22 protein-coding genes, 1 other RNA gene and 1 other annotated feature are annotated in these 25723 nt (G+C 53.9%); of the genes, 6 read left to right on the top strand and 17 right to left on the bottom strand.

Features of this window, described 5'->3' with window-relative positions:
• Nucleotides 1-17 precede the first annotated feature (17 nt).
• Nucleotides 18-425 carry a cysteine metabolism transcriptional regulator CymR gene (gene cymR, locus AC13H5_RS05235; RefSeq protein ID WP_483546436.1) on the bottom strand — a complete coding sequence of 136 codons (408 nt, stop codon included), beginning with the start codon at nt 423-425 and terminating at the stop codon, nt 18-20.
• Nucleotides 426-485: 60 nt separating this feature from the next.
• On the opposite strand from cymR, the gene AC13H5_RS05230 reads away from it, so the two are divergent.
• On the top strand, nt 486-1793 hold the full coding sequence (locus AC13H5_RS05230; RefSeq protein WP_034776901.1) for a replication-associated recombination protein A: 1308 nt from the start codon (nt 486-488) through the stop codon (nt 1791-1793).
• A 23-nt stretch (nt 1794-1816) separates the two neighbouring features.
• Here the strand turns inward: AC13H5_RS05230 and AC13H5_RS05225 are convergent, their stop codons facing one another.
• The 3 genes from AC13H5_RS05225 to AC13H5_RS05215 form a co-directional block, all read right to left on the bottom strand.
• Nucleotides 1817-2584, bottom strand: coding sequence for a tRNA threonylcarbamoyladenosine dehydratase (locus AC13H5_RS05225; RefSeq protein WP_034776899.1), 768 nt, complete (start codon nt 2582-2584; stop codon nt 1817-1819).
• Between the two features lie 94 nt (nt 2585-2678).
• Nucleotides 2679-2865, bottom strand: a non-coding RNA gene (ssrS, locus tag AC13H5_RS05220) — 6S RNA.
• Between the two features lie 75 nt (nt 2866-2940).
• Nucleotides 2941-4155, bottom strand: a complete 1215-nt coding sequence (locus tag AC13H5_RS05215; RefSeq protein WP_034776898.1) for a DASH family cryptochrome — start codon at nt 4153-4155, stop codon at nt 2941-2943.
• A 344-nt stretch (nt 4156-4499) separates the two neighbouring features.
• On the opposite strand from AC13H5_RS05215, the gene AC13H5_RS05210 reads away from it, so the two are divergent.
• Nucleotides 4500-5144, top strand: a complete 645-nt coding sequence (locus AC13H5_RS05210) for a YczE/YyaS/YitT family protein (protein ID WP_214797081.1) — start codon at nt 4500-4502, stop codon at nt 5142-5144.
• 46 nt (nt 5145-5190) lie between these two features.
• On the opposite strand, the gene AC13H5_RS05205 is transcribed toward AC13H5_RS05210, so the two are convergent.
• Together AC13H5_RS05205 and AC13H5_RS05200 are read right to left on the bottom strand one after the other, a co-directional pair.
• Nucleotides 5191-6225: a zinc-binding dehydrogenase gene (locus tag AC13H5_RS05205; protein WP_483546547.1), complete on the bottom strand. Its 1035-nt coding sequence runs from the start codon at nt 6223-6225 to the stop codon at nt 5191-5193.
• Between the two features lie 90 nt (nt 6226-6315).
• Complete coding sequence (locus AC13H5_RS05200; protein WP_214752572.1) at nt 6316-8028, bottom strand: ABC transporter ATP-binding protein; 1713 nt, start codon at nt 8026-8028, stop codon at nt 6316-6318.
• A 119-nt stretch (nt 8029-8147) separates the two neighbouring features.
• Here AC13H5_RS05200 and AC13H5_RS05195 point away from each other — a divergent pair, with 119 nt between their 5' ends.
• The 3 genes from AC13H5_RS05195 (at nt 8148) to AC13H5_RS05185 (ending at nt 9625) form a co-directional block, all read left to right on the top strand.
• Nucleotides 8148-8498 (top strand): iron-sulfur cluster biosynthesis family protein, encoded by a 351-nt coding sequence (locus AC13H5_RS05195; protein ID WP_034776892.1) that lies wholly within the window; start codon nt 8148-8150, stop codon nt 8496-8498.
• Entirely contained in the window at nt 8471-8689 is a 219-nt protein-coding gene (locus tag AC13H5_RS05190; protein ID WP_214752571.1) for a hypothetical protein, read from the top strand. The genes AC13H5_RS05195 and AC13H5_RS05190 overlap by 28 nt, the downstream gene beginning before the upstream one ends.
• A gap of 84 nt (nt 8690-8773) precedes the next feature.
• Complete coding sequence (locus AC13H5_RS05185) at nt 8774-9625, top strand: alpha/beta fold hydrolase (RefSeq protein WP_483546435.1); 852 nt, start codon at nt 8774-8776, stop codon at nt 9623-9625.
• A 99-nt stretch (nt 9626-9724) separates the two neighbouring features.
• On the opposite strand, the gene AC13H5_RS05180 is transcribed toward AC13H5_RS05185, so the two are convergent.
• The 9 genes from AC13H5_RS05180 to secD all read right to left on the bottom strand — a co-directional run bounded on the left by AC13H5_RS05180 (nt 9725) and on the right by secD (nt 22303).
• Nucleotides 9725-10858 (bottom strand): hypothetical protein, encoded by a 1134-nt coding sequence (locus tag AC13H5_RS05180; protein WP_214752566.1) that lies wholly within the window; start codon nt 10856-10858, stop codon nt 9725-9727.
• Between the two features lie 116 nt (nt 10859-10974).
• A complete protein-coding gene (gene aspS / locus AC13H5_RS05175) occupies nt 10975-12747 on the bottom strand; it encodes an aspartate--tRNA ligase (protein ID WP_483546434.1) in 1773 nt (590 codons plus the stop codon).
• Nucleotides 12744-14024 carry a histidine--tRNA ligase gene (gene hisS, locus AC13H5_RS05170; RefSeq protein ID WP_138859727.1) on the bottom strand — a complete coding sequence of 427 codons (1281 nt, stop codon included), beginning with the start codon at nt 14022-14024 and terminating at the stop codon, nt 12744-12746. Before hisS ends, aspS begins: the two co-directional genes overlap by 4 nt.
• A gap of 39 nt (nt 14025-14063) precedes the next feature.
• Nucleotides 14064-14299: a binding site (T-box leader), on the bottom strand.
• Between the two features lie 38 nt (nt 14300-14337).
• Entirely contained in the window at nt 14338-14781 is a 444-nt protein-coding gene (gene dtd, locus AC13H5_RS05165) for a D-aminoacyl-tRNA deacylase (protein WP_138859728.1), read from the bottom strand.
• A 16-nt stretch (nt 14782-14797) separates the two neighbouring features.
• Nucleotides 14798-16930 carry a RelA/SpoT family protein gene (locus AC13H5_RS05160; protein ID WP_483298406.1) on the bottom strand — a complete coding sequence of 711 codons (2133 nt, stop codon included), beginning with the start codon at nt 16928-16930 and terminating at the stop codon, nt 14798-14800.
• Between the two features lie 244 nt (nt 16931-17174).
• Nucleotides 17175-17693 carry an adenine phosphoribosyltransferase gene (locus AC13H5_RS05155; protein WP_034776883.1) on the bottom strand — a complete coding sequence of 173 codons (519 nt, stop codon included), beginning with the start codon at nt 17691-17693 and terminating at the stop codon, nt 17175-17177.
• Nucleotide 17694: 1 nt separating this feature from the next.
• Complete coding sequence (gene recJ, locus AC13H5_RS05150; protein ID WP_483546433.1) at nt 17695-19986, bottom strand: single-stranded-DNA-specific exonuclease RecJ; 2292 nt, start codon at nt 19984-19986, stop codon at nt 17695-17697.
• Between the two features lie 102 nt (nt 19987-20088).
• Nucleotides 20089-21012, bottom strand: coding sequence for a protein translocase subunit SecF (gene secF / locus AC13H5_RS05145; protein WP_200881476.1), 924 nt, complete (start codon nt 21010-21012; stop codon nt 20089-20091).
• Nucleotides 21002-22303 carry a protein translocase subunit SecD gene (secD, locus tag AC13H5_RS05140; protein WP_200881475.1) on the bottom strand — a complete coding sequence of 434 codons (1302 nt, stop codon included), beginning with the start codon at nt 22301-22303 and terminating at the stop codon, nt 21002-21004. The genes secF and secD overlap by 11 nt, the downstream gene beginning before the upstream one ends.
• Nucleotides 22304-22522: 219 nt before the next feature.
• Here secD and zupT point away from each other — a divergent pair, with 219 nt between their 5' ends.
• Nucleotides 22523-23377 carry a zinc transporter ZupT gene (gene zupT, locus AC13H5_RS05135; protein ID WP_483546432.1) on the top strand — a complete coding sequence of 285 codons (855 nt, stop codon included), beginning with the start codon at nt 22523-22525 and terminating at the stop codon, nt 23375-23377.
• A gap of 92 nt (nt 23378-23469) precedes the next feature.
• Here zupT and AC13H5_RS05130 read toward each other — a convergent pair whose 3' ends face one another.
• Complete coding sequence (locus AC13H5_RS05130) at nt 23470-23775, bottom strand: hypothetical protein (RefSeq protein ID WP_214797088.1); 306 nt, start codon at nt 23773-23775, stop codon at nt 23470-23472.
• A gap of 2 nt (nt 23776-23777) precedes the next feature.
• The gene (locus tag AC13H5_RS05125; RefSeq protein WP_483546431.1) at nt 23778-25562 is read right to left on the bottom strand and encodes a methyl-accepting chemotaxis protein; all 1785 of its coding nucleotides are present in this window, start codon (nt 25560-25562) and stop codon (nt 23778-23780) included.
• Nucleotides 25563-25723 lie beyond the last annotated feature (161 nt).

Raw genomic sequence — 25723 nt, 5'->3', positions numbered from 1 at the left:
ATTCGTTCACCTCATCTTTATATATAGAACATATAGCCATCAGAATCTTCTTCAGCGAGATCGGCGAGTGTCGTCTCTTCGAGCACTTTCTCGATCGCCGCTTTGATTTTATCCCAAAGCTTCCGTTTCACGGCATCGTCCGCTTCTGAGTCTTCGACGATTGTGAGCGGCCCTTCGAGCAAGCGGATGATTTCTCCCGCCGTGATGTCCGTCGCCGATTTGACGAGCTGATAGCCGCCGTACGCCCCGCGGACGCTCTTGACGAGACCGCCGTTGCGAAGTGGACCGATCAACTGCTCTAAGTAATGTTCCGGCAAGTCATGCCGGGCCGCAATCTTTTTCAAGCTGAGCGGTTTGTTGTCCGTTTCCCGGGCCAGTGCGATCATGATCGTCAATCCATAACGACCTTTTGTAGATATTTTCATCTTCATGTCTCCTTCTGCTATACTAGTCGAACAAACGTTTGTCGAAAGGAATGTGTACGTATGAGTGATTTATTTCAGCAATCGAATAGCGGCCCGCTCGCCAATCGGATGCGGCCTGAAACGTTAGACGAAGTCATCGGTCAACGCCACATCATCGGCGAAGGCAAATTGCTGCGGCGGGCCATCGAGGCCGACCGCCTCGGTACGATTATCTTGTATGGACCGCCGGGAACGGGCAAGACGACGCTCGCCCGCGTCATCTCGAATTATACGAAAGCGACGTTCGTGCAATTGAACGCCGTCACGGCCAAACTCGATGAACTCCGGAGCGTCATCCGCGAGGCCGAGTCCCGGTTTGATTTCGAGCAAGAACGAACGATTTTATTTTTAGACGAGATTCATCGTTTCAATAAACTGCAACAAGACGCCCTGCTCCCGGCACTAGAGGCCGGGAAGCTCATCTTGATCGGGGCGACGACCGAAAACCCGAGTTTTGAGGTCAACGCGGCGTTGCTGTCGCGCGCGACCGTGTTTCGGCTCGAACCGCCTGGACCAGACGAACTTCGTGTCGTCTTGGAACGGGCTCTCGCTGATAAAAAGGGACTCGGCAACTATCCCGTCCAAATCGAGGAAGCCGCCGTGGACCATTATATCAAAATGGCGGACGGTGACTACCGTGTCCTGTTGAACGCCCTCGAGCTGGCCGTATTGACGACGCCCGAGGTCGATGGCAAGATTCAAATCACACTCGACGTGGCCGAGGAGTCGATTCAACAAAAGGCCATCAAGTACGACAAGACGGGTGACCGGCACTATGACGTCATCTCGGCGTTCATTAAGTCGATTCGCGGCTCGGACCCGGACGCGGCACTGTACTGGCTCGCCGTCATGATCGAGGCCGGCGAATCACCGCGCTTCATCATGCGCAGGCTCTATGTGCATGCGGCCGAAGATATCGGGCTCAGTGACCCGAACGCGCTCGTCATCGTCGATGCGGCTGCTCGCGCGAGCGAACACGTCGGTTTCCCGGAGGCACGGATCCCGATGGCACAGGCCGTCCTATATCTCGCGACGGCACCGAAATCGAACGCGGTCATCACCGCCATCGATAAGGCGATTCACCACGTCCGCACGGTCGAGGGCGGTCCGGTACCGGTCCATCTCCGTGACGCGCACAGCCCAGGCGCCCGCGAGCTCGGCAACGGTGCCGGATACAAATACCCGCACGACGAGAAAGACGGCTACGTCGCGCAAAACTACTGGCCGGAGAACTTGGCCCGAAAACGTCCTAAATATTATACACCGACGAGCCGTGGCTTCGAGCAACAGCTGCAAAAACGACTCGATTATTGGGAAAAACGACGCTGACTCTTTTGAGCCGCGTCGTTTTTTCATTTCTGGATGCGGTTGATCTCGACACCAGCTGTCTCAAGCATTTGGTTGATGACGTACCCTGCTGCGACGAGGCCGGCGACCGATGGGACGAACGCATTCGAACTCGGCGGCATCTTCGCTTTACGGATCGGGGCATCTTTCTTCCCGACGACCTCGTTCACGTCTTCGCGTGTCACGATCGGCGACTCGTCTGAAAAGACGACCGGGACGCCTTTATGGATGCGCTCTTTACGGAGACGCGTCCGGACCATTTTGGCGATCGGGTCGTACGTCGTATCCTTGATGTCGACGACTTTGATGCGCGTCGGGTCCATCTTGTTGGCCATGCCCATGCTCGAGATGACCGGGATGCCACGACGTTTGCACTCGACGATCAAGTGGATCTTATAGATGATCGTGTCCGAGGCATCGATGACGAAGTCGAGGTCTTGCGCGAAGAATTCTTCGAACGTCTCTTCCGTGTAGAACATTTTTAATTTGACGAGCTCGAGCTCAGGGTTGATATCGAGGAGGCGTGTCGCCATCGCTTCGACTTTAGGTTGCCCGACCGTCGACAAGAGCGCGTGAATCTGGCGGTTGACGTTCGTGATATCGATATCATCTTTATCGACGAGCACGATTCGTCCGACGCCACTGCGTGCGAGCGCCTCGGCCGCGAACGACCCGACACCGCCGACACCGAGGATGGCGACCGTCTTCCCTTTCAATGTTTCTAAACCTTCTTGACCAATGGCCAACTCATTACGTGAAAACTGGTGTAACATACTCTTCCTCCAAATGAATCCTATTTTCTCACACTATTTTACTCGGAATTATAATCAAAAAAAAGACGCCTAGCGACGTTTTACAATAAAATCGATGGGACCCGGAGTGCCGTGACGATGCCCTGCTTTTGAACCTGCTTAAGCAGGTGGGTGACCTAGCGTCCCCTTCACAAGTCCTCCTGCACGTGATGAGGCAGTTGATCTGGATAGCAGTTCGGTCTCCCGTATTCAAAGTGTTGGCTCAAAATAACGAAGGCGGCTCTCGTACACCTCAGGTATCCCATCTGTTGACCTTACTATAGCACTGTCTGTAAAAAGAAGTCAATCAGAAACGATGACTTCTCGTGACAGTTTCGTCACAACCACATGTTACGAAACGCACCGGTCGGGTCGTACGTGTCTTGTTGCCGACTGACGTTGAAATGCCGGTCGCGTGAGTCGTTGCCGACACCGGCCTGGTACGCCCAATTACCGTAGTTGCTCGCGACATCATAGTCAATTAGCGTCGATTCGAAATAGGACGCGCCGATGCGCCAGTCTTGCCCGAGTTCTTTCGCGAAGTAGCTCGCGACGATTTGACGGCCCCGGTTCGACATCCATCCCGTCGCGTTCAACTCACGCATGAACGCATCGACAAAGTCGACGCCTGTCTCACCCGCCTGCCAACGCGCGATGACGTCAGGGTCGACGCGCCACGTCTTTCGTTTCGAACGGATGCCTTGGGCCCGGAAGAGTCGTTTCCCTTGCTCGAGTGCGACCCATTGGAAGAAATCACGCCAGAGCAATTCAAAATAGAGCCAATACGTCGACTCATTCGCCCCGTGTGACCGCTCATGTTGCTCGAGCTCGTGTAGCACCCGGCGCGGTGAGAGCGAGCCGTTGGCGAGATAAGCCGACAACTTCGACGAGTCGTCGACCCCGAAGCCGTTTCGTGTCTCTTTATACGTCCGGATTGGCCCCGCCAAATAGGCCGCGAGCCGCTCCCACCCTGCCTGTTCCCCGCCCTTGAACGGGAACGCGGTATGCTTGCCTTGCTCGACCCGTTCATAGGCGACAGGGAAATCAATCGGATATGCTTCCCCTTCACGCGGCCGGTCGAAGCGCTTTTCCGGTCTCGCTTCAGCTTCGACAGCTTTTCGAAACTCAGTGAAGAGGAATGGCATGCGCTCGAACGGGATTTCTGCCCGCGGATAGAGCGTGAAGCCGTCAAACGCCTGACTCGAGCCGCGCCACGCGGTCATGATTTCTCGTTCGCGCAGCCGTTCGTCAAAGCCGATCGATCGCTGGAACAATAGCCGGTCGTTCGGGTCGAGCACGTCGAGCGGATGCCCGACATGGACGAACAGAGGGATGCCGAGTGCTGCGAGCGACCCGCCCAAATCTTCGAGCGAATCGTTCAAAAATTGGAGCCGTCTCGGTCCTAGCGGGGTATGCCCGAATCGGTTCTCTGAGAGCTCATCTTCCCGGATGAAATAATGCCCTTCAATCGTGTCCTCGTGCCGGAGCGCCTCCTCGAGCGGACGATGGTCATCGACCCGCAAATCGTTTTGATACCAGATAATCGTCTTCATTGATTTCGCCTCCTGACCTCATTATGGGTCATGAATGCTTGCCTTACATAAGGTGAAGCTGTCCAAAACATGTTTTCATTTCCGCAACGGGTGGAATATACATCATTAGAAACAGAAAGGGGTGCAGCAATATGGCTAGAAAAGGTAAATTTGGTACACTCATTAAAGTCGCGACAGCGGTCGCACCGTTCGTCTACGATTACTATAAAAAGAACAAAGCAAAAAAAGCCTCGACACCTAAAAAGTGAGCAAAGCGCTTCGGACTTCGTCTGAGGCGTTTTTTTCTTGTCGTGAAACCAATTATGATATGATGATGGAACATTTTAGGAATCGAGGCGACGAACATGCACGCGGTATGGGTACAATCTTTACGAATCAGCTTGAAGTGGACGTTGTTCATGAGCGGTCTATTCCTGCTCGCCCTCGGGTCATCGATGATGATCACGGCCGACCTCGGCGTGTCGACGTGGGACGTGCTCCATCTCGGCCTCGCCCGCCACACGCCGATTTCCGTCGGGACGATCATCTTGCTCGTCGGTCTCTTGCTCGTCTTCTGCAAGTACATACTGGACCGGATTCGGCCCCAGTTCGGGACGCTCGTCAACGCCGTCTTCGTCGGCGTGTTCATGAATTTGATTCTCGAGCGCCACTGGTTGCCGCAACTGGACGGCATCGCGCTCAATATCGCCTGGCTCGTCCTCGGCATCTTCGTCATCGGCATGGGTGCCGGCTTGTACGTCGCCATCGGCTACGGGGCCGGCCCACGGGACGGATTGACACTCGCCTTGGCCGACCGGTTCAACACGTCGGTCCGCATGATGCGGACGTGGATGGAACTGACGGCTTGCCTCATCGGCTGGGTACTGGGCGGACCTGTCTTTTTCGGGACTTTGCTGTCGATTTTCTTGATCGGTCCGTTCTTCCAGTTTTGGCTTGAACAGTTCCGGCGTCTCGTCTCGGTCATCGACCGGGCGAAAGTGGCCGCATAAAAAGAGAGGAAATCGGATGTCAGCGTCCGGTTTCCTCTCTTTTTGGTTATGGGACGAGGACGATCTTCCCGAACTTGCCGCGCTGTTTGAAATACGTCTGCGCATCCCGTGCCTCAGCGAGCGGGAACGTCCGGTCGACGATCGGCCTGACCTTACCAGCTTTAATCGCCTCGAGCATCGTTTGGAACTCCGCGCGTGTGCCAAGCACGGAACCATATATGGTGATGTGTTTCAAATACATCGTCCGGAAGTCGAGGTTCGTCTGTTGCCCCCCGGCCGAACCGGAAATACAGAACTTACCGCCATTCTTCAACACCTTGAGCGCTGTCGCGAACAAGGCATCGCCGACGACATCGAGCACGGCATCGACCGGTCCTCCGTTCGCCTCGAGAATCTCATCGGCGAGCCTCTCGGAGCGGTATGAAAAGACATGGTCCGCCCCAAGATCCTTCAGCTTCGCTTCATCTTTCAAGTCCCCGACGATGGCGAACACGTTCGCCCCATGCACGTTCGCCGCGATTTGGACGTTGAACGAACCGACGCCACCGCTCGCACCCGTGACGACGATCGTCTGCCCCGGCTGAATCTCAATCTGTTCGTTCATATGCCACGCCGTCAACCCGCTCACCGTGAAGACGGCGCTATCGACGAAACTGTCGAGCGGCATATCGAAACAGAGCTCTGCCGGCCAGACGACATATTCGGCGTATCCGCCGTCGTACTCGGAGCCGATGAACGACATATCGTCAGCGATATGCTCGTCCCCTTCCGGCCCGCTCGATGTGAACGGGAATAGGACGACGCGACGTCCGACCATCGTCTCCTCGACCCCGCTGCCGACCTTCACGACTTCTCCGGTGATATCTGAACCCGGGACCCGTGGGAATTGGACCCCTTCCGGCCGCCAGCCCGACTCTTTGTCCGTCCCATACGCGCCTTCTCGCATCCAAATCTCGGTATTGTTAATCCCGCACGCTTTCACACGCACGAGCACTTCTCCTTGTTTCGGGCTCGGAATCGGGACATCGACGACCTGTAATTGATCGACGTCCCCGTAACCGATGACTTGTACGGCTTTCATCACTTGTTTTCCTCCTCATAACCACCATTTGCTTGTCTATACCCAACTAACGCATGACAGCCACCAAAAATATTGGTGGCTGCCCATTCCTTATAGTTGTTGGCGTCTGAGCAATCCGGCGAACACGCCGCCTTTCATACTCAATTCATCGTGCGTCCCGTCCTCGACGATTCCGTCAGCGGTAACGACGAGGATGCGGTCAGCGTTCTTCACCGTCGCCAAACGGTGGGCGATGATGAGCGTCGTCCGGTCAGCCGCGAGTTCATTGAGCGAGTCTTGAATGATTGCTTCCGTCTCCGTGTCGAGCGCGGACGTCGCTTCATCTAATATCAAGATCGGCGGATTTTTGAGGAACATGCGGGCGATGGCGATCCGTTGTTTCTGACCCCCCGACAGTTTCAAGCCCCGCTCCCCGATTTGCGTCTCGAGACCATGCTCGAGCTCCTCGACGAGCGAGTTCAAATGCGCCTTCTCGACCGCATGCATAATCTCCGCGTCGGTCGCGTCCAGTTTTCCGTAGGCGATATTCTCACGGAGCGTCCCGGCGAACAAGAACACGTCTTGTTGCACGATTCCGATTTGGCGGCGCAGACTCTCTTTCGTCATATCACGGATGTCCATGCCGTCGATTGTGATTTTCCCACTCGTTACATCATAGAAACGCGGGATGAGCGAACAGATTGTCGTCTTCCCGGCCCCGCTCGTACCGACGAGGGCGACCGTCGTTCCGGCCTTGATGTCGAGGTCGATGTCGGTCAACACTTGCCGATAGTCCGAGTAGCCGAACGAGACGTTTTGGAAAGCGATGTCGCCTTTAAGCGTCTTGACGTCGACGGCGTCAGGACGGTTCTCGATGTCCGGGGCCTCGTCGAGGAGTTGCGTGAATCGTTTGAAGCCCGCCATCCCTTTCGGGTACATCTCGAGGAGGGCCGTGATTTTCTCGATCGGCTTGATGAGCAAGTTCATATAGAGGATGAACCCAACGAGCTGACCGTATGAGAGTTGACCTTGATACGTCAAATATGCGCCGTAGACAAGGACGAGCAACGTCATGAGCCGCGTCGTGATGTAAATCCCGGCGAGCGACTTACTCATGACCCGATACGCCTCGATTTTCGAGCCGCGATAAAAATTGTTATCTTTTTGGAAGCGGTTGATTTCGAACGTCTCGTTCGTGAACGATTGGACGACGCGTGCCCCAGAGACGCTGTCCTCGACACGGGCGTTCACTTCGCCGATGTTCGTATACATCTTTTGCCACGCCTTGTTCATGTTCTTGTTGGCGTACGTGATCATGATGACGAGGAACGGCACGGCGACGACCGTCACGAGCGCGAGTTGCGGATCGATCGAGAACATGATCCCGAACGCACCGAGCAGCGTCATGATGGCGATGAAGAAATCTTCAGGCCCGTGGTGCGCCACTTCGCCGATATCGAACAAGTCGTTCGTCACCCGACTCATCAAATGGCCGGTCTTGTGGTTATCAAAGAACCGGAACGACTGTTTATGGATATGGGTGAACAGCTCTTCCCGCATATCGGTCTCGATATTGATGCCGAGCTTATGCCCCCAATAGTTGACGACGTATTGCATCATCATGGCGAGTATGTAAAGGATGAGCAAGCCGATGCTGATGATGATAATCCAGTTCCATTCCCCACCTGGCAACAAATCGTCGATGAACCATTGCACGGCGAGCGGAAAGCCGAGCTCGAGCAGACCGACGAGGATGGCGAACGAGAAATCGAGGATGAATAACTTCTTATGTGGACGGTAATAACTAAAAAAACGTGAGATCATTTCGTTTCCCCCTTCTAAACAAATAGTTTACGCCTTTTTGCAGGAAGTGGAAAACGGGAAGCACGTCTTTTTCAATCTTTTTTCCAGCGCGGTATAATAGACATAAGGAGCTGATTCAAATGAACGTACAAATTACAGAACGCGCCCAAGAGCGGATTGACGCTTTAAAAGGCGACCGTAAGGGACAGATGCATTTGTTTTATGAGACGGAAGGTTGCGGCTGCGGCAATAGCGGCATCTTCGAGATTCGCTACGTGACCGAAACGACACCGGAAGACGTCGAGATTGATTCGAACATCGGCCCGATCCTCATCAAGAACTGGACGAAAGTGTTTCTCGACGAAGACATGATCATCGACTATCGCGAAGATAAACGATCGCTCGTCTTGAAGAGCAACGGCCAAGTATTCAACTCGAACTTGCTCGTGACCGACGGGACCGGTTGCCAGTTGAACGTCCCGAGCCGATGAAACAGGCGTTACGAGACCATCCGAGCCTCTGGCTGTGGTTTCTCCTCAGCTTCGGGCTCGGCTTGTTCGGCATCTACCTCGCTTTCACCGACTCCGTCTATACGATGACGGCCGTGATCGCCTCGCTGTTCGCCTTTGGCTTTGCCCTGCAGCGGACGGCAAAAAAGATGAATGACCAAAAGGAAAATTAACCACAGATAAAGAATGAAGAGAAGGTGTCGGACAATTCGGTCGGCCCTTCTTTTTTAATACATATGATTTGGAGGGATTTTAAATTGAAACGCTATATGATTCATTGCCAAGACATCGATGTCCGCGTCACCGAATGGGGCGATCGCGACAAGCCGGTCATCTTTTGTTTGCATGGCCTAGGCAGTACAGCACTCAGTTTCATCGAAGTTGCGGACAAACTGCAACACGACTTCCGCATCCTTGCGATTGATGCACCGGGTCATGGGATGTCCCAATCTTTCCAGGATGACCATGCATACGACTTCCCCCGCTTTTGTGAGTGGCTGAATCAAGTGCTCGATATGCTCGATGTGAATCGATTCTATTTCCTCTCCCATTCCTGGGGGTCTTTCGTCCACCTCTACTATTTGATCAATCAAGGCGATCGCGTTGACGGTTCGATCTTGATCGATGGCGGGTATCAGAGTAAACGGCTGCGCGGACGCTCTTCGGAGAAAGAGGCGGCGTATTACGAAACAAATTTTGAAGATTTTTGTGAGACGTGGGACGAATTCGAATCGATTGCAGTGTACGATGGCATCTCGAGACGTTCCTCTCTCCTAGACTTGGCCGCTCAAGATCTTGCCGTACATAGAGACAATCGCTACTATTGGCACGCCAGAGGAAAAACTGGTGCAGCCATCATTCGATCAATGTATCGCGATGAGATGCTCGATTTTTCGAGCCGGGTGCAATCGAACTCGATCATCCTGCTACGGGCGACGCTTCCAGAATCAGATGAGTCCTTTAAAATCGATGCATCAAGTCAGTTCGCCGAATTGACCGGTGCCGTCGTCAAAGCCGTCCCATCCGCTTCACACATGCTCCATTGGGAAAATCCAGACCACGTCGTTCAAGAGATACGTGAAAATTGGGTGACGTCTGTCTCGCTATAAGTATGAGATCGGATGGACTCGCATAAGATTGAGATGCTTGAATGAGCATGAAAAAATCGTCACTTCCATAACCGGAGGTGACGATTTTTGGTTTCTATGTCAGTTCACATCGATGGTGTAGAAAGTAATCAACCCGCCATCCCCAAGTTCGGCATAGGCGATTTGGCCATCACGATAGATCGGCTTGGACGTCGTGCCGCCTCGACTCGGCAAATACGAGACCGTCGCTTCATTCAAATCCGCAACTAATAAGCGATTCATGCCTTCACGGAATAGGATTCGCTGATTCGGCAAGAAACGAAATGAGTCAAATGTAATCTTTGACTGTGTGCTTTTATGTTGGAACTGTTTCGCTCCCCCCGTCAGCCCTACAAAATCGGCACGTCCTTCTTTTCCAAGAGCAACATAGTCCGCACCTGTTTCAAAGTCGACCAATGCGCCCATGTCTTCGTCAAACGTTCCATCGAGCGTGGTTAACTTTGTCGTCTTCTCCCCATCAGCGAATGAGCTTCGATGGACGATGACACCGTCCCCACCAACTCTGTAATCGAACACGTACTCGCCATCTCGTTTCTCCCCTTCTTGAAGCGTGTACGTCTGAATCGTTTCCACCGTGGCCGTATCATATAAATACTGCATCACCGCCGACGTCGTCATCGTTTCTGATGCCTCATAATCAACCCATGTGACGCGATCATCCGATGCATTCAAATGAGGAACGGGCGTCTCGAACATACTGACCCCGTTATACAGTTCAGTCAGTTCCGATGCGTCGAGCTTCATCCGGAAAATGGACCAAGCATATCCATTGTCTTCAGTCAGTTCATATTCAATCCAAAATATTTCATCTTTGATGCCGACGAGACTACCGATTGTTCTCGATGTCTTATGTAACGACCGATTAGTTGCTTGTTCCGTATCATACACGTAGATTTCATGGCCGACCTCACCGACAGAATCCGTATAGACAATGTGTTCATCGACCATATGCTCCGGTGCAATCATCGCGACTTTATGTTGGAAGAACGATGATAGGTCATAGTCCTTCACTGCCCCGATTGAGGCGTCCTCGGCAACGGGACGCAATCGAATCATTTCCGAATCTTCCGATTTAGCCTCCTCGACGGTCTGGTCAACTTTCGGCGTCGCTTCCGTTTCTTGATTACATCCTGCTAAGATTGTCGTCAATCCAATCACCAACCCGATCGATTGAATAATTTTTCTTGGTTTCATGCTTCCCCGGCTCCCCCATCTTCATCATACAATTTATTCCATAACTATATCACCTTTCCACTTATTCACATATACGCAAAAAGACCCGCCAAGTGACGGGTCCTTGTGACTAACTATTATTTTTTCTCTTTCACCGCTGTCCGAATCGACAACTCCTCGAGTTGTGCATCCGCGACCGGGCTTGGTGCTTGTGTGAGCAAGTCGCTCGCCGACGCCGTTTTCGGGAAGGCGATCGTGTCACGAAGGTTCGAACGACCCGCGAGGATCATGACGAGACGGTCGAGACCGAGGGCGATACCTGCGTGCGGCGGTGTACCGTATTCGAACGCTTCGAGCAAGAAGCCGAACTGGTCGACCGCTTCTTGTTCTGTGAAGCCGAGCAATTTGAACATGCGCTCTTGAATGTCGCGCTCATAAATCCGTTGCGATCCGCCGCCGAGCTCATACCCGTTCAAGACGAGGTCATAGGCGAGTGCGCGTACGCTCGCTGGGTCCGTCTCAAGCAAGTGGAGGTCGTCACGGTTTGGCATCGTGAACGGGTGGTGGTTGGCGTAGAAACGTCCGTCTTCTTCTTCGAACGTGACGAGCGGGAAGTCCGTCACCCAAAGGAAGTTGAACTTCGACTCGTCGATGAGACCGAGCTCATGTCCGAGCTTGACGCGAAGTGCGCCGAGGCTGTCGGCGACGACAGTCGGTTTTGACGCCACGAAGAGGAGCAGGTCGCCCGCTTCCGCGTTCGTCGCTTCCATCAACTTCTGGGCGTACGTCTCATCAAAGAACTTGGCGATCGGTCCGTTCAAGCCTTCCGGCGTCACTTTGAGCCAAGCGAGGCCTTTGGCACCGTAGACGGCTGTGAACTCTTGAAGCTTGTCGATGTCTTTACGCGAGAACTTGTCCGCCTCGCCTTTGACGTTGATCGCTTTCACTTGTCCGTTTGACTCGAGGGCCATATCGAATACTTTGAAGCCGGCACCTGTGACCGCGTCCGCGACGTCGATGAGTTCGAGACCGAAACGAGTGTCCGGTTTGTCTGAACCGAAACGGCGCATCGCTTCTTCGTGTGTCATCCGCTCGAATTTGGCCGGCGTGTCGGTGCGACCGAGCGTCGCTTCCATGACTTGCCCCATCATCGATTCCATCATCGCCATCAAATCTTCGACGTCCATGAAGCTCGTCTCGATGTCGACTTGCGTGAATTCCGGTTGACGGTCGGCCCGAAGGTCTTCGTCACGGAAGCAACGTGCGATTTGGAAGTAACGGTCGAATCCAGCCACCATGAGGAGCTGCTTGAACAACTGCGGTGATTGCGGGAGCGCGTAGAATTCGCCGCCGTGGACACGGCTCGGCACGAGATAGTCACGCGCGCCTTCTGGTGTCGATTTCGTCAAAATCGGCGTCTCGACTTCGAGGAACTCCTCTTCCGTCAAGAAGTTACGAATCGTGTTCGACGCCTTCGAACGGAGGCGGAACGTCTCTTGGAGCGCCGGACGACGGAGGTCAAGGTAACGGTATTTGAGACGGAGGTCTTCCGATACGTTCTCGGCCTCGTCACCGATTGGAATCGGCGTCATCTTCGCCGCGTTCAAGATGTTAATCTCTGAAGCGATGACTTCAACGTTCCCGGTCGGCATGTTCGGGTTCTTGTTCTCACGCTCGAGGACAGTCCCTTTGATATCGAGCACGTATTCGCTGCGAATCGATTCGGCGAGCTGGTGCACCGCTTCGTTTTCCGGGCGAACGACGACTTGGACGATGCCTGTGCGGTCACGAAGGTCGATGAAGATGAGGCCTCCGAGGTCGCGACGTTTTTGTACCCATCCTTTAAGTTGTACGTCTTGGCCGATGAGTGACTCTGTCACGCGGCCGTTCATATGTGTGCGTCCGATCATTGTCCTGCTCCTTCCGATAGTTCACGAATTTTGTCTGCGACGGCCGAGAGCGGCACGTCGACTTGTTCCCCGGTCGCCATGACCTTGAGGGAAGCTGAGCCGCGTTCGACTTCATCGTCTCCGAGGATGACGGTGAACTTCGCGTTCAAGCGGTCGGCTTGTTTGAATTGGCCTTTGAACTTGCGGCCGAGATAGTCACGGTCCGCCTTGAAGCCTTCGCTGCGAAGCAGTTGCAACAGGCGTGTCGCCGTCACTTCGACTTCCGTGCCGCCTTGGGCGACGACGAAGACGTCAAGTCCCGTCTCGAGTTCAGGAAGTACTCCTTCGTTCTCAAGAGCGAGGATGAGTCGCTCGAGCCCGATCCCGAAGCCGATGCCCGGCATATCCGGTCCGCCGATGTCTTGGACGAGACCGTTATAGCGTCCACCGCCGCAAAGCGTCGTGATGGCGCCGAAGCCTTCTGCCTCTGACATAATCTCGAACGCCGTGTGCGTGTAGTAGTCGAGACCACGGACGAGCGTCGGGTCGACCTCGTAGGCGACACCGAGCGCGTCCAAGTGCGCGAGGACTTTCTCGAAGTACGTCTTCGACTCTTCGTTCAAGAAGTCGAGAATCGATGGTGCCGATTTCATCGACGGGTGGTCGCGGTCGACTTTACAGTCGAGGACGCGAAGCGGGTTCTGGTGAAGCCGCGTCTGGCAATCTTGGCATAACTCGTCTTGGACCGGCTCGAAGTGACGGATGAGCGCTTCGCGGTGAGCGTTGCGGCTCTCGGCGTCACCGAGCGAGTTGACGACGACTTTGATTTTTTTAAGCCCGAACGATTTGTAAATCGTGTAGGCGAGGCTGATGACCTCGGCGTCAACGGCTGGGTCGCTACTGCCGATCGCCTCGACACCGTATTGGTGCAGTTGGCGGAACCGTCCCTTTTGTGGACGTTCGTAGCGGAACATCGGTCCCATGTAGTACAGTTTCGTCGGCTGGTCAGGGCTACCGAACAGCTTGTTCGTGACGAAGGCGCGGACGACCGAGGCCGTTCCTTCCGGACGGAGCGTATACTCGTCCTTGCCTTTCTTGACGAGTGTGAACATCTCTTTTTGGACGATGTCCGTCGTCTCGCCGACGCTCCTTGTGAATAGGTCGGTCGTTTCAAAAATCGGGGTACGAATCTCTTTATAGTTGTAACGGGCGCTGATGTCGCGTAGTTTCTCTTCGACATACTGCCACGTCTCGACCGTGCCCGGAAGCAGGTCTTGTGTGCCGCGTGGTGCTTTCATCCAATTTCCCTCCTTAGAATACAAAAAGGCCCTCGTCCGCAAAGGGACGAGAGCCTGTTAAAGTTTCCCGTGGTACCACCCTCGTTGCAGAGCCAATGCTTGAAACTCTGCCACTCGAAATCGGTTAACGCCCGATGAAACGGCTCCCCCTACTAAGCGTTCAAGGAAGCACCTCCAAAGTGTCGTTCGGGTCATCATCCAGTCGATGCTTTCAGCCTAGGCATCGCTCTCTTTGCTGGTGGGGTGACCGTACTCTTCTTTATCGCAGGTGTTAGGTTATATGGTTCATGATGCCGAATCGTGCCCGCTTCTGTCAAGCGTTTTTTTCGAGCATGAGCGTAACCGGTCCGTCATTGACGAGCGCGACGTCCATCATCGCCCCGAACTGCCCGGTCTCAACGACGAGCCCGTGCGTCCGCAAGCGATCGTTGAATTTCTCGTAAAGCCGTTCCGCGATGTCCGGCTTCGCCGCTTGCGTGAACGCGGGACGACGGCCTTTTTGCGTGTCGCCGTACAGCGTGAACTGTGATACGGACAATACTTTCCCGTCGACGTCTTGAATCGATAGGTTCATCTTCTCGTCCGCGTCCTCGAAGACACGGAGTCCGGCCACCTTGTCGGCGAGCCAGTTTACTTCCGTCTCGGTGTCCTCGTGGGTCACCCCGACGAGGAGCAGATAGCCGGCCTCGATTTGGCCGACCGTCTCTGCGTCGACGGTGACCGAGGCTTGTTTCACTCGTTGCAACAATACACGCACTGAAATCTTCCTTTCGTTACGTCATCATGACTCGACTGACCGAGTACACGTCCGAGATTTGCTTGATCCGGTCGACGACTTTTTGCAGATGGTTCACGTTCGGGATCGAGATCGTCATCGAGATGCGGGCCTGTTTGTTCTGGTCTCCGCGTCCGCTCACCGCCACGATGTTCGTGTTCGTCGCCGAGACGGCTTGAAGCACGTCGTTCAAGAGCCCTGAACGGTCGTAGCCGGTGATCTCGATGTCAACGTTATAGTTCTTCTCTTTTGCTTGCCCGGCTTCCCACTCGACCGTGAGGAGCCGCTCCGGATGCTGCTCATTGATGATGTTCAAGCAGTCTTTCCGGTGAATCGACACGCCGCGTCCGCGCGTGATATACCCGACGATTTCGTCGCCCGGTACCGGGTTACAGCAACGGCTCATGCGGATGAGCATGTTGTCGATCCCTTTCACCGAGACGCCGGCCTCGGCCGTCTTCTTCTTCGGTGACTGACTGACTTTCAATTCGTTGATCGCGTCCGACAGCTCGAGTTTCGGTTCTTTCCGCTGCTTCTCCGTCAACTTGTGGGCGACTTGCGCCGCCGTGATGCCATGATACCCGACCGCGGCGTACATCTCTTCTTCGTTCCCGAAGTTGAACTTCTCGACGACGACGGCAAGCGACTGGTCATCAATCACTTCTTTCGGTTCGAAACCGAGCTTCTTGATCTCGACGTCGACGAGCTCTTTACCTTTCTCGACGTTCTCTTCACGCTGTTGGCGCTTGAACCATTGGCGAATCTTGTTCTTCGCTTGGCTCGAGACGGCGAGTTTGAGCCAGTCCTTGCTCGGCCCGTAGCTGTGTTTCGACGTGATGATCTCGATGATGTCACCCGTCTCGAGTTTATGGTCGAGCGGCACCATCCGTCCGTTCACTTTCGCGCCCGTCATCCGGTGACCGATCTCGGTATGGATGCGGTACGCGTAATCGATCGGGACCGAGCCTTTCGGCAACTCGAAGACGTCGCCTTTCGGTGTGAAGACGTAGAGCATGTCGCTGAAGAAATCGACTTTGAGCGACTCCATGAACTCTTCGGCGTCGGTCGTATCTTTTTGAAGCTCTAAAATCTCGCGAAGATGGGCGATTTTTTCATCGAACCCGTTCGTCGCGACGTTCTTTCCTTCTTTATAGGCCCAGTGCGCGGCAATCCCGAACTCGGCGATGAAGTGCATGTCCTTCGTACGGATTTGCACTTCGAGCGGCTCACCCTTCGGTCCGATCACCGTCGTGTGGAGCGACTGATACATGTTCGGTTTCGGCATGGCGATGTAGTCTTTGAACCGGCCTGGCATCGGCTTGTATTGCGTGTGGATGATGCCGAGGACGGCGTAACAGTCGCGAATCGAATCGACGATGATCCGGACGGCCATCAAGTCATAAATTTCATTGAACTCTTTTTTATGCTTCACCATCTTGTTGTAAATCGAGTAGATATGCTTCGGACGACCGTTGACGTCGGCCTCGATGCTCACGTCCTCGAGGACGGTGTTCACTTCCGTGATGACCGATGTGACGAGCGCTTCCCGTTCGGTCCGCTTCTGTTTCATCATCGAGACGATCTTATAGTATTGCTGCGGGTTGATATAACGTAACGAGATATCTTCGAGCTCCCATTTGATCGTCGAGATCCCCATCCGGTGGGCGAGCGGGGCGAAGATTTCGAGCGTCTCTTCCGCCTTTTGCACTTGTTTCTCTTTCGGCATATGTTGAAGCGTCCGCATGTTGTGCAGACGGTCGGCAAGCTTGATCAAGATGACGCGCACGTCTTCTGCCATCGCGATAATCATTTTACGGTGATTCTCAGCGAGTTCTTCTTTTTTCGATTTATATTTGATTTTACCGAGCTTCGTCACTCCATCGACGAGCATGGCCACATCGACACCGAACTCATCGGCGAGTTCTTTGAGCGTGACGTCCGTATCCTCGACGACGTCGTGCAAGAGCGCCCCGATGATGGTCGTCGCGTCTAACCCGATATCAACGAGAATACCGGCCACTTGGACCGGATGCAGAATGTAGGGTTCGCCTGAACGTCGGAACTGACCGGTATGATGCAGTTTGGCGTATTCGTAAGCGCGTCTTACTTCGGCAATCTCGTCTTCACCCATATACTCCCCGAGCGCGTCGAGAAGGTCCTCAATACTTACGATTTGTTTTTTGGTCATAACATTCGACACCCTTTTTCTTACCGCTCCAATCGACTCGGACAAGTCGCAGCATGGTAGTAGTTAACGTACGTGGTTGTTCTAATTTTACTTACTATTATCGAAAAAATCTGACGACCTGTCAAAGGTTGTGGGTTGTTTTACTTAAAAAACTATTTAAAAAAGGGAAGCCATCGCTTCCCTTTGATTAATCTTCGTAACGGATGAGTGAGAACACGTCGTATCCTTCGAGACGCTCACGTCCACCAAGTCCATCAAGCTCGATTAAGAATCCGATCCCAGCGACGACGCCGCCGAGCTGTTCAATCATTTTGATTGTCGCTTCGATCGTTCCGCCTGTTGCGAGCAAGTCATCTAAGATGACGACTTGTTGGCCCGGTTTGATCGAGTCTTTGTGCATCGTCAAAATGTCTGTGCCGTATTCGAGTCCGTAAGAGACGCGAACCGTCTCACGTGGCAACTTGCCTTCTTTACGGACCGGGACGAACCCGAGCTCAAGTGCGTACGCTGCCGGGCAACCGACGACGAAACCGCGTGCCTCAGGGCCGGCGATGAGTTCAGCACCGCGCTCCTGTGCGTAAGCGATGAGCTCGTCGACCGCTTTTTTATAGGCCGGGCCGTCTTGCATGAGTGACGTGATGTCCTTGAAGCTGATCCCTTCTTTCGGGTAATCCGCTACTTCTTTAATATGCTGTTTGAAATCCATTTTATGTGTAAGCCTCCTGCATCTTGTTCGATCGCAATGATTGTAACCGCTCTTTCAGTTCTGCCAACGACGCATAGATGAAACGCTCCTCGAGTTGGACTCGTCCGACCCGGCGCTTATAACATGGCGCTTCGGTCAAATCACGTTTCGGCGCTTCTGGATTCACTCCAGGCAGTCCGTCTTCCATTGTAACAAGAAATTCGAGTTCAGAGAATACTTGATGCATAAATTGAATCGTATTTTTTGACCATTTTCGCTCGATTGACAAACGAATCAAGTTTTCGCGCAGGTTTTTCCGTTCGCACGTCGCCATATGGACGTAATATGTTCGGAAATCTTCTCGCGTCGGCAACTTCTCAAAAAATGAGCCGCCTTGTCCGAACGCACAGTACACGCGCTCGACATCCTCGGTCAACATGTCTGCGAGCACATCTTCTTCGTCCGGCAAATCGAGCAGGACGACGAATGGTTTGAGCGGCGTGCTGAGATCGTGGAGCGGGAAGTCGTCCCGGCCTTGGAATGATACGAACGACGTCGTCTCGCCCGGAAGCTGTTTCAATTCGTCGAGCGAGTTTTTCTTGCCTCGGTAGTCGAACACTTGGAAACCGTCGACACGGATGTCTTGAATCATGAGCTGCGGCTTGCGCATCCCGTTCCATTCATTGACCTGCAGACTGCCCATGACCGAAACGTTGGCCATCTTCGAAATTTCGGAGACGACGTGACCGAAGCCGAAGCCAATCCCGTCGAGCTCTCGTTTGTCCCCTGCGAGCTGGACTTTCAAATGGGTATTGTCGCGTCCGATTTGACGAATGTCACGCAGGCGCGCATCCGCTACGACGACGCGCGGTGATGGATTGCCCATCCCGAACGGGGCGAGCTTGCCGATCTCTGAGATCAAGTCGAGCGACACGTCGTTCACGTCAAGTTTCAAGTCGACGTTCACGCGGGCGACGAACGTCTCGTCCGGAATCGATTCGGCTTGTTCGTTCAGACGCCGGCGCAGTTCGGCCACGTTCTCCGATAACAAGGTCATCCCGGCTGCGGCCGGGTGTCCGCCGAAGTGCGGCAAGATGTCTTCATTTTTCGACAGTTCTTTGAACAAGTCGAAACCGTCAATCGAACGGCCCGACCCCTTCGCCTTCCCTGTTTTCGGGTCGTGGCACAACAGGATGACCGGACGATAGTACGCCTCGACGAGTCGTGAGGCGACGATCCCGACGACACCCGGATTCCATCGTTCGCTGGCGACGACGAGAACGCGGTCGTCCGTCATCGATGCCTCGACGAGTTCCGTCGCTTCTTTGGCGATCGTCTTGACGATGTCTTGACGTTCTTTGTTCTGTTTGTCGAGCTTTTGGGCCAGTTCGAGTGCTTCCTCGACGCTCTCGGCGAGCAACATTTGGAGCGCCGGCATCGCCGAGTCAAGACGACCGGCGGCGTTAATCCGCGGTCCAAACGCAAAACCGACCGACTCTTCGTTCAATGTCCCGTCCGTCAACGCGCACACTTCGCGGAGCGCGAGAATGCCTGGACGTTTTGAGTCATCGAGCGCCTTCAGACCAAGCTTCGCGAGCAAACGGTTCTCCCCGTCGAGCGGGACGAGGTCGGCAATCGTGCCGAGCACGGCCAAGTCGAGCAACTCTTCCGGCATCCGTCCGAGCACGGCATGGGCCACTTTGAGTGCGACGCCTGCCCCGGCGAGCTTGTCATACGGATATGACGGATCGATGTGAGGATGGATGATGGCGAACGCATCTGGGAGCGTCTCTTTCGGTTCGTGGTGGTCGGTGATGATCAAATCGACACCGAGCTCTTTTAAGAGCGCTGCCTCTTCGATCCCTGAGATCCCACAGTCGACCGTGATGATGAGCGTGAACCCTTCACCCGCGGCCCAGCTGAACACCTCTTTGTTCGGACCGTATCCTTCCGAGAACCGGTTCGGGATATAACATTCCGCCATGACACCGATCTCGGTCAAGGCGTGCCACATGACGGCCGAGGCGCTGACACCATCGACGTCATAGTCGCCGTAGATGAGCACCATCTCCCCGTCATCGGCCGCGCGTTTCAAACGGTCAACGACTTTGTTCATCTGTTCAAATAAGTACGGATCGTGGAACGTCAACTCGTCCTCGATGTGCAGGAACGCCTTCGCCGCATCGACGTCACGGTGCCCCCGCTGCATGAGGAGCGTCGCGAGCTGCTCCGATATATTCAATTCTGTCTGTAGCTGTTCAACCGCGGCCGTATCCGTCTCCGGATACACCCATCGTTTCTTTGCATGATACATAGTCCTTCACTCCAATCAATTGTTGATTATATCAGAACGAGCGAGTGAAGTGCCGTCTTGACATTCAAAAAAGGTCCCCCGAACGATGCGGGAGACCTGCTGTTACGCCTCTGGGGCGGTTTCTTTCTTTTTGTTGAGCGACATGCCTTTGAGGAGCATCCACAAGTACGAGGCGATGAAAATCGATGAGTACATCCCCATGACGAGACCGATGAGCAACGCGATTGAGAAACCACGGATTGACTCGGCACCGAACACGTACAAGGCGATGACCGTCAAGAGCACGGTGACGACCGTGTTGACCGAGCGGACAATCGTCTCTTGAATCGACGTGTTGACGATGTCACGATACACGTCCATCGATTTGATTTTCCGTTCTTTCTCATACGCTTGGATGTTCTCACGGACGCGGTCGAACGTGACAATCGTATCGTTGACCGAGTAACCGATGATCGTCAAGATGGCGGCGACGAAGTACAAGTTGACCTCGATACCGAAAATCGAGAATGCCACGATCATGAAGAACGCATCGTGAAGCATGGCGACGACCGTTGCGACCGCATACGAGAATTGGAAGCGGAACGTGATATAGAGGATAATCCCGAGCGACGCGAGCGCGACCGCATAGATGGCATTCCGAGCGATATCACGGCCGACTTCGGCCGACACAGTGCTGATGTTCGGATCGTTCCCGAACGTTTCCGTGAACACGGTCTTCACCGACGCGACTTCGTCTTGAGCGAGCTGGCCGACGAACGTCACGTTGGCCAGCGTTCCGCCTTCCGCGTATTGGACCGACGAAATCTCTTCATCGACACCGGCTTCTTCAAACGCCGACGCCAATTCTTCTTGCGATACTTGTGATTCGGTCAACACTTCGACCCGGGTACCGGATGCGAAGTCAATCCCGAGGTTCAAGCCACGGAAGAACAAAATGCCAAGACCGATGATGACGATGGCACACGAGACGATGAACATCGTGCGCATATGTTTCACATAGTTTAATTCAGTGAGCTTAAAGTTCACGGATTTCACTCTCCTTCACACCAAACCAGCCTTTTCGTTTGTCGAACAGACGACTCGAGACGAGGAGGTGCATCAAATAACGCGAGATGAAGACATTCGAGATGAACGTCATCGCAATCGAGATCATGAGCATGATGGCGAACCCACGGACCGAGCTCGTCCCGAAATAGAACAAGACCGCTGCCGAGATGAGGGTCGTCAAGTTGGCATCGATGATCGTACTGAGCGAGCGCCGGTTCCCGGCACGGAATGCCGAGAGGACCGACTTCCCTGACCGGAGTTCATCCTTGATGCGCTCGGCCGTGATGATGTTCGCATCGACCGCCATCCCGACACCGAGGACGAGAGCGGCAATACCAGGGAGCGTCAAGACGGCGTTAATGCCGTTAAAGAACAACATAATCAAATTGATATACAAAATGAGCGTGATGATCGAGACGAGACCGGGTAAACGATAGAAGAACAACATGAACAAGAAGATGGCTGCGATCCCGATGAGAGACGCGAACACGGTCTTGTCGAGCGCGTCTTGACCGAACTGGGCCGAGACCGACGTCGAATAGATTTCTTCAAGTTTGACCGGGAGCGCCCCGGCGTTCAAAATGTCAGCGAGACGTTGACCACTCTCGGCATCGATGCCGCCACCTGAGATGATGGCTTTATCCGATAGGATCGGGGACGTGACGGATGCATCCGACACGATCTTCGAGTTCTCTTTTTGAATCTCTTCGGCGTACGTGTCGCCTTCTTCATAATCAAGCCAGATGACGAGCCGGTTTTCCGGTGCCGGACGCTGGGCAATTTGCGACGTGACTTCACCGAACTGGTCCGCCGATTGCAACGTCAGTTCAACGACCGGGTTGCCTTGTGGGTCATAGCTGAGTGCTGCGCCACGCGGAGCGAGGTCTTTCCCGTCGAGGAGGACGTTATCATCCACATCGCGGAACGTGAGCTGGGCGGTCGACGAGAGCACTTCACGGGCGTCGTTTTGATTCTCTACGCCAGCGAGTTGGACGCGGATGCGATTCTCGTCTTCAATCCGGATGTCCGGTTCCGAGACCCCGAGGACGTTGACACGGTTGTTGATGGCGCGAACGGTTGCATTCATCGCTGATTGATCGATGACATCGCCGTCTTCGAGCGGCTGGACTTCGTACAGCACTTCGAACCCGCCTTTAAGATCGAGGCCGAGGTTCGTGTTCTTGACGACCCATGGCGTCGACAAGGCGGCGAGCAGGATCGTTGCAATCATGATGACCGCAAAGATCGCGATATTCCCTTTTTTGTACATACGACTATTTCCTTTCTAAACACATGTTCTCGTAAAAAAACTTCTCTCGTTAACATTACAAATATTCTAAACATTTATCAATCGTTTTCCTGAAATTGTAACACCCACACGTTGATTTCCCACGCTTTTTGCACTTGCGACTAAAAGTTGCATTAGGGCAAAACTTGAGCTATGATGTGATTATCAACTTACACACTACATGCAAAGGAGTCCTTTCTAATGGATAGTACGATACTCTATGCCTTTTTACTGACGCTGTTCGCTGGACTCGCGACGGGGATTGGAAGTATGATCGCCTTCTTCGCCAAACGGACCAACACGGCATTCTTGTCGGTATCCCTTGGCTTCTCAGGTGGGGTCATGATTTACGTATCCTTTATCGAGATTTTTCCGAAAGCGCTCGATGAACTCGTCGGGGCCCACGGAGAGCAGGCCGGGACGCTCTATACCGTCCTCGCCTTCTTCGGCGGCATGTTGTTGATCGCCTTGATCGACAAGTTCATCCCGTCTCCGGAAAACCCGCACGAAGTCAAATTCGTCGAGACGATGCAAAACGACCCGTCGTCCCAGGAACTTGCGACGACGGCGACCGAACGTGTCCCATTGAACCAAGAGACGAAACAGCGGCTTCATAAAATGGGTCTGTTCATGGCGCTCGCCATCACCATCCATAACTTTCCGGAAGGTTTAGCGACGTTTATCTCGGCCCTCGATGACCCAGCGGTCGGTCTCGCCATCGCGATCGCGATCGCGTTACACAACATTCCGGAAGGCATTGCCGTCTCGGTCCCGATTTATTATGCGACCGGTTCTCGGAAGAAGGCTTTGAAACTGTCCTTCTTGTCCGGACTTGCCGAACCGCTCGGAGCGGTCGTCGGTTTCCTTCTTTTGATGCCATTCTTGAGTGACACGGTGTTCGGCCTCTTGTTCGCGGCCGTCGGCGGCATCATGGTGTTCATCTCGCTCGACGAGTTACTCCCAGCTGCCCGTGAATACGGACGGGCCCACCATGCGGTGTACGGCATGGTCGCCGGTATGATGGTCATGGCAGCCAGTCTGATTTTGTTAATGTAATGAACCGAACGCTCGCATAATAGGAAGAGGCCGTAGGAACAATTCGTTTCCACGGCCTCTTTTTGTTTGTACTAAACATGCGTAACAGTTGTCTACTCTAGCATATATTCCATATTTTCCTTCTTGATTACCGCCATTGCTTCATCCATAGCGATTCCAGTAAGTAACGCCAATTTTTCACGGCTTACCTGGTTATGTCCAATCCAGATTTGGGCCAACGATTCTCCGCAACTAGCTCGGATCATTTCATCCGTTTTCTTGTCATTCGCAACGGTCAGCAAAGCGACTTCCACTGTCTCGTCATTCAAAATAAACCCTAAGTCCATTGCAGCGTCATCCCGCTCCGCGTCACTCGCTGTTTTATCGAGCAATATTTCAATCAATGTAAGAGGGTCCATCTTTATACCTCGTTAGATGGCGGGGCAGAAGTCTTGAATAAATGAACAAGATCTTTTAACTCGACCGACATATGACTCATCGTCTCGGCGATGCCGTTGATCTCTTGAATGGCCGCGAGTTGCTCTTCGACGTTCGCACCCGCCTCTTCCACGCTTCGTTGCGTCGACACGGCATTCGTCGACATATCTTCGACCGAGACCGCGACCTCGGTCGTGTTCGCGCTCACTTCTTCTGTTGCCGCCGCGATCTCACTCATTTGACGGGACGTCTCTTGAATGACGGAGACGATTTCACGGAACGCACCGGCGACTTCTCCCATTTGGGTGACGCCGCTCGTCACGTGTTGACTCGTGACGTCAAACGCGGACTCAACTTCTGACGTATCACGCTGGATATCGACGACGACCGCTTGGATTTGTTTTGCCGACTGTTTCGACTCTTCGGCGAGCTTTCGGACCTCGGCCGCGACGACAGCAAACCCTTTCCCATGTTCACCAGCCCGTGCCGCTTCGATGGCGGCGTTTAAGGCGAGTAGGTTCGTCTGTTCCGTGATGGCGGTGATTGAACGCGTGATTTTCTCGATTTCAAGCGACTGGTTCGACAAACGCTTGACCATCTGTTGCGTCAAGTCGTTCGCTTGTTGAATCTCACGCATTTGTCGTTCGGCCAACTGGATTGTCTCAAGTCCCCCACTCGCCGCTTCGAGCGTATGGATCGTCTGTTCGTTCACGCCTTGCGAGGCCGCGGCGATCTGGTTCAAGCCGACGACGGCTTGGTTGACGCCGGACGTCCCTTCCTCGGCCCGTTTCGCCGATACTTGGGCGCCGAGGTTCATCTGTTCGAACAGGCCGGCCACGCCTTGCGTCGTCGTGGCGACATGGTCCGTACTGGCGTACAGCTCTTCCGAATAGGCCGTCACTTTATCCGAGGCTGCACCGACTTGGCGAATCAGGCCGACGAGGTTCCGTTTCATATCGTTGAACGCCGTGACGAGGTCACCGAGCTCATCGTTTGAACCGACCTCGATATCGTCTCCGGTCAAGTCTCCCTCGGCAACGACGCGCGCTTCGCTGACAAGTCGATTGATCGGCTTCAAGAACAGCTTTTGGAGGGCTACTAGTGAAAGTAGACCGACAGCGACGCCGATGATGCTGATGACGACCATCCAGATGATTGATTGCCCGGCACTCGCCTGGACCGCTTCCGACTCAGCGGCGAGCGCTTCGCCCTGATACGTGACGAGGTCGGTCACCGTCATTCGGACACGATCCGTCGTCGGTGTCACACTCGTATTGAGCACCGTCTTATAGCCGATCTCGTCTTGTTGTTGACGGAGGTCGATGACGCGCGCCATCTCCGTGTCGAGATGTTGATTGAACTTCTCGAGATCATCAAGCCAGGCGAGCACTTTCTGATCTTCTGTCGACTGTTGGAGCGTATTCATCAATTCGTCCCGTTTCGTTTGAGAAGCCTCAAGGCTAATCAACGTTTTCGGGTTCGAGACGAGCAGGTAGTAGTTCAAATAACGCTCGGCATCGGTCACGGTCAACGCCAAATCTTCGGCGACGAGCATATCTTGGAGCCGCTCGTTCAAGACGCGGTCATACTCTGACGTCGCATTCTGTAATTGATACGAGCCGAGCGCACCGACGATCAATAAAGCGATCAGTGTCGGCACGAGCGCCATCGCCATCTTACGGCGCATCGACGAGCGTCCTTTCACGCGGTCAGGGCGACGTCGTACCTTCCAATTTTTGAGTGGGCGTAGCAATCGTTTCACATCCATGTCTTCTTCTCCTTCTTTCCAATTCTTCTCAACTTGACGATAATGCAAACGTTTTCACGATTCAATTTGATTTTTAGAAATAAGGTGGATGATTCGTCGGATTGACGAAGTTTGTCAAAAATAAATCATTTTTCAAGATATGACAAAAAAAAGACGCCTGA

The organism is Exiguobacterium sp. FD-YE-25-4 (genome assembly GCF_057004685.1).
The sequence above is the reverse complement of the archived record's forward strand: the minus strand, read 5'-3'. Positions and strand labels throughout refer to the sequence as shown.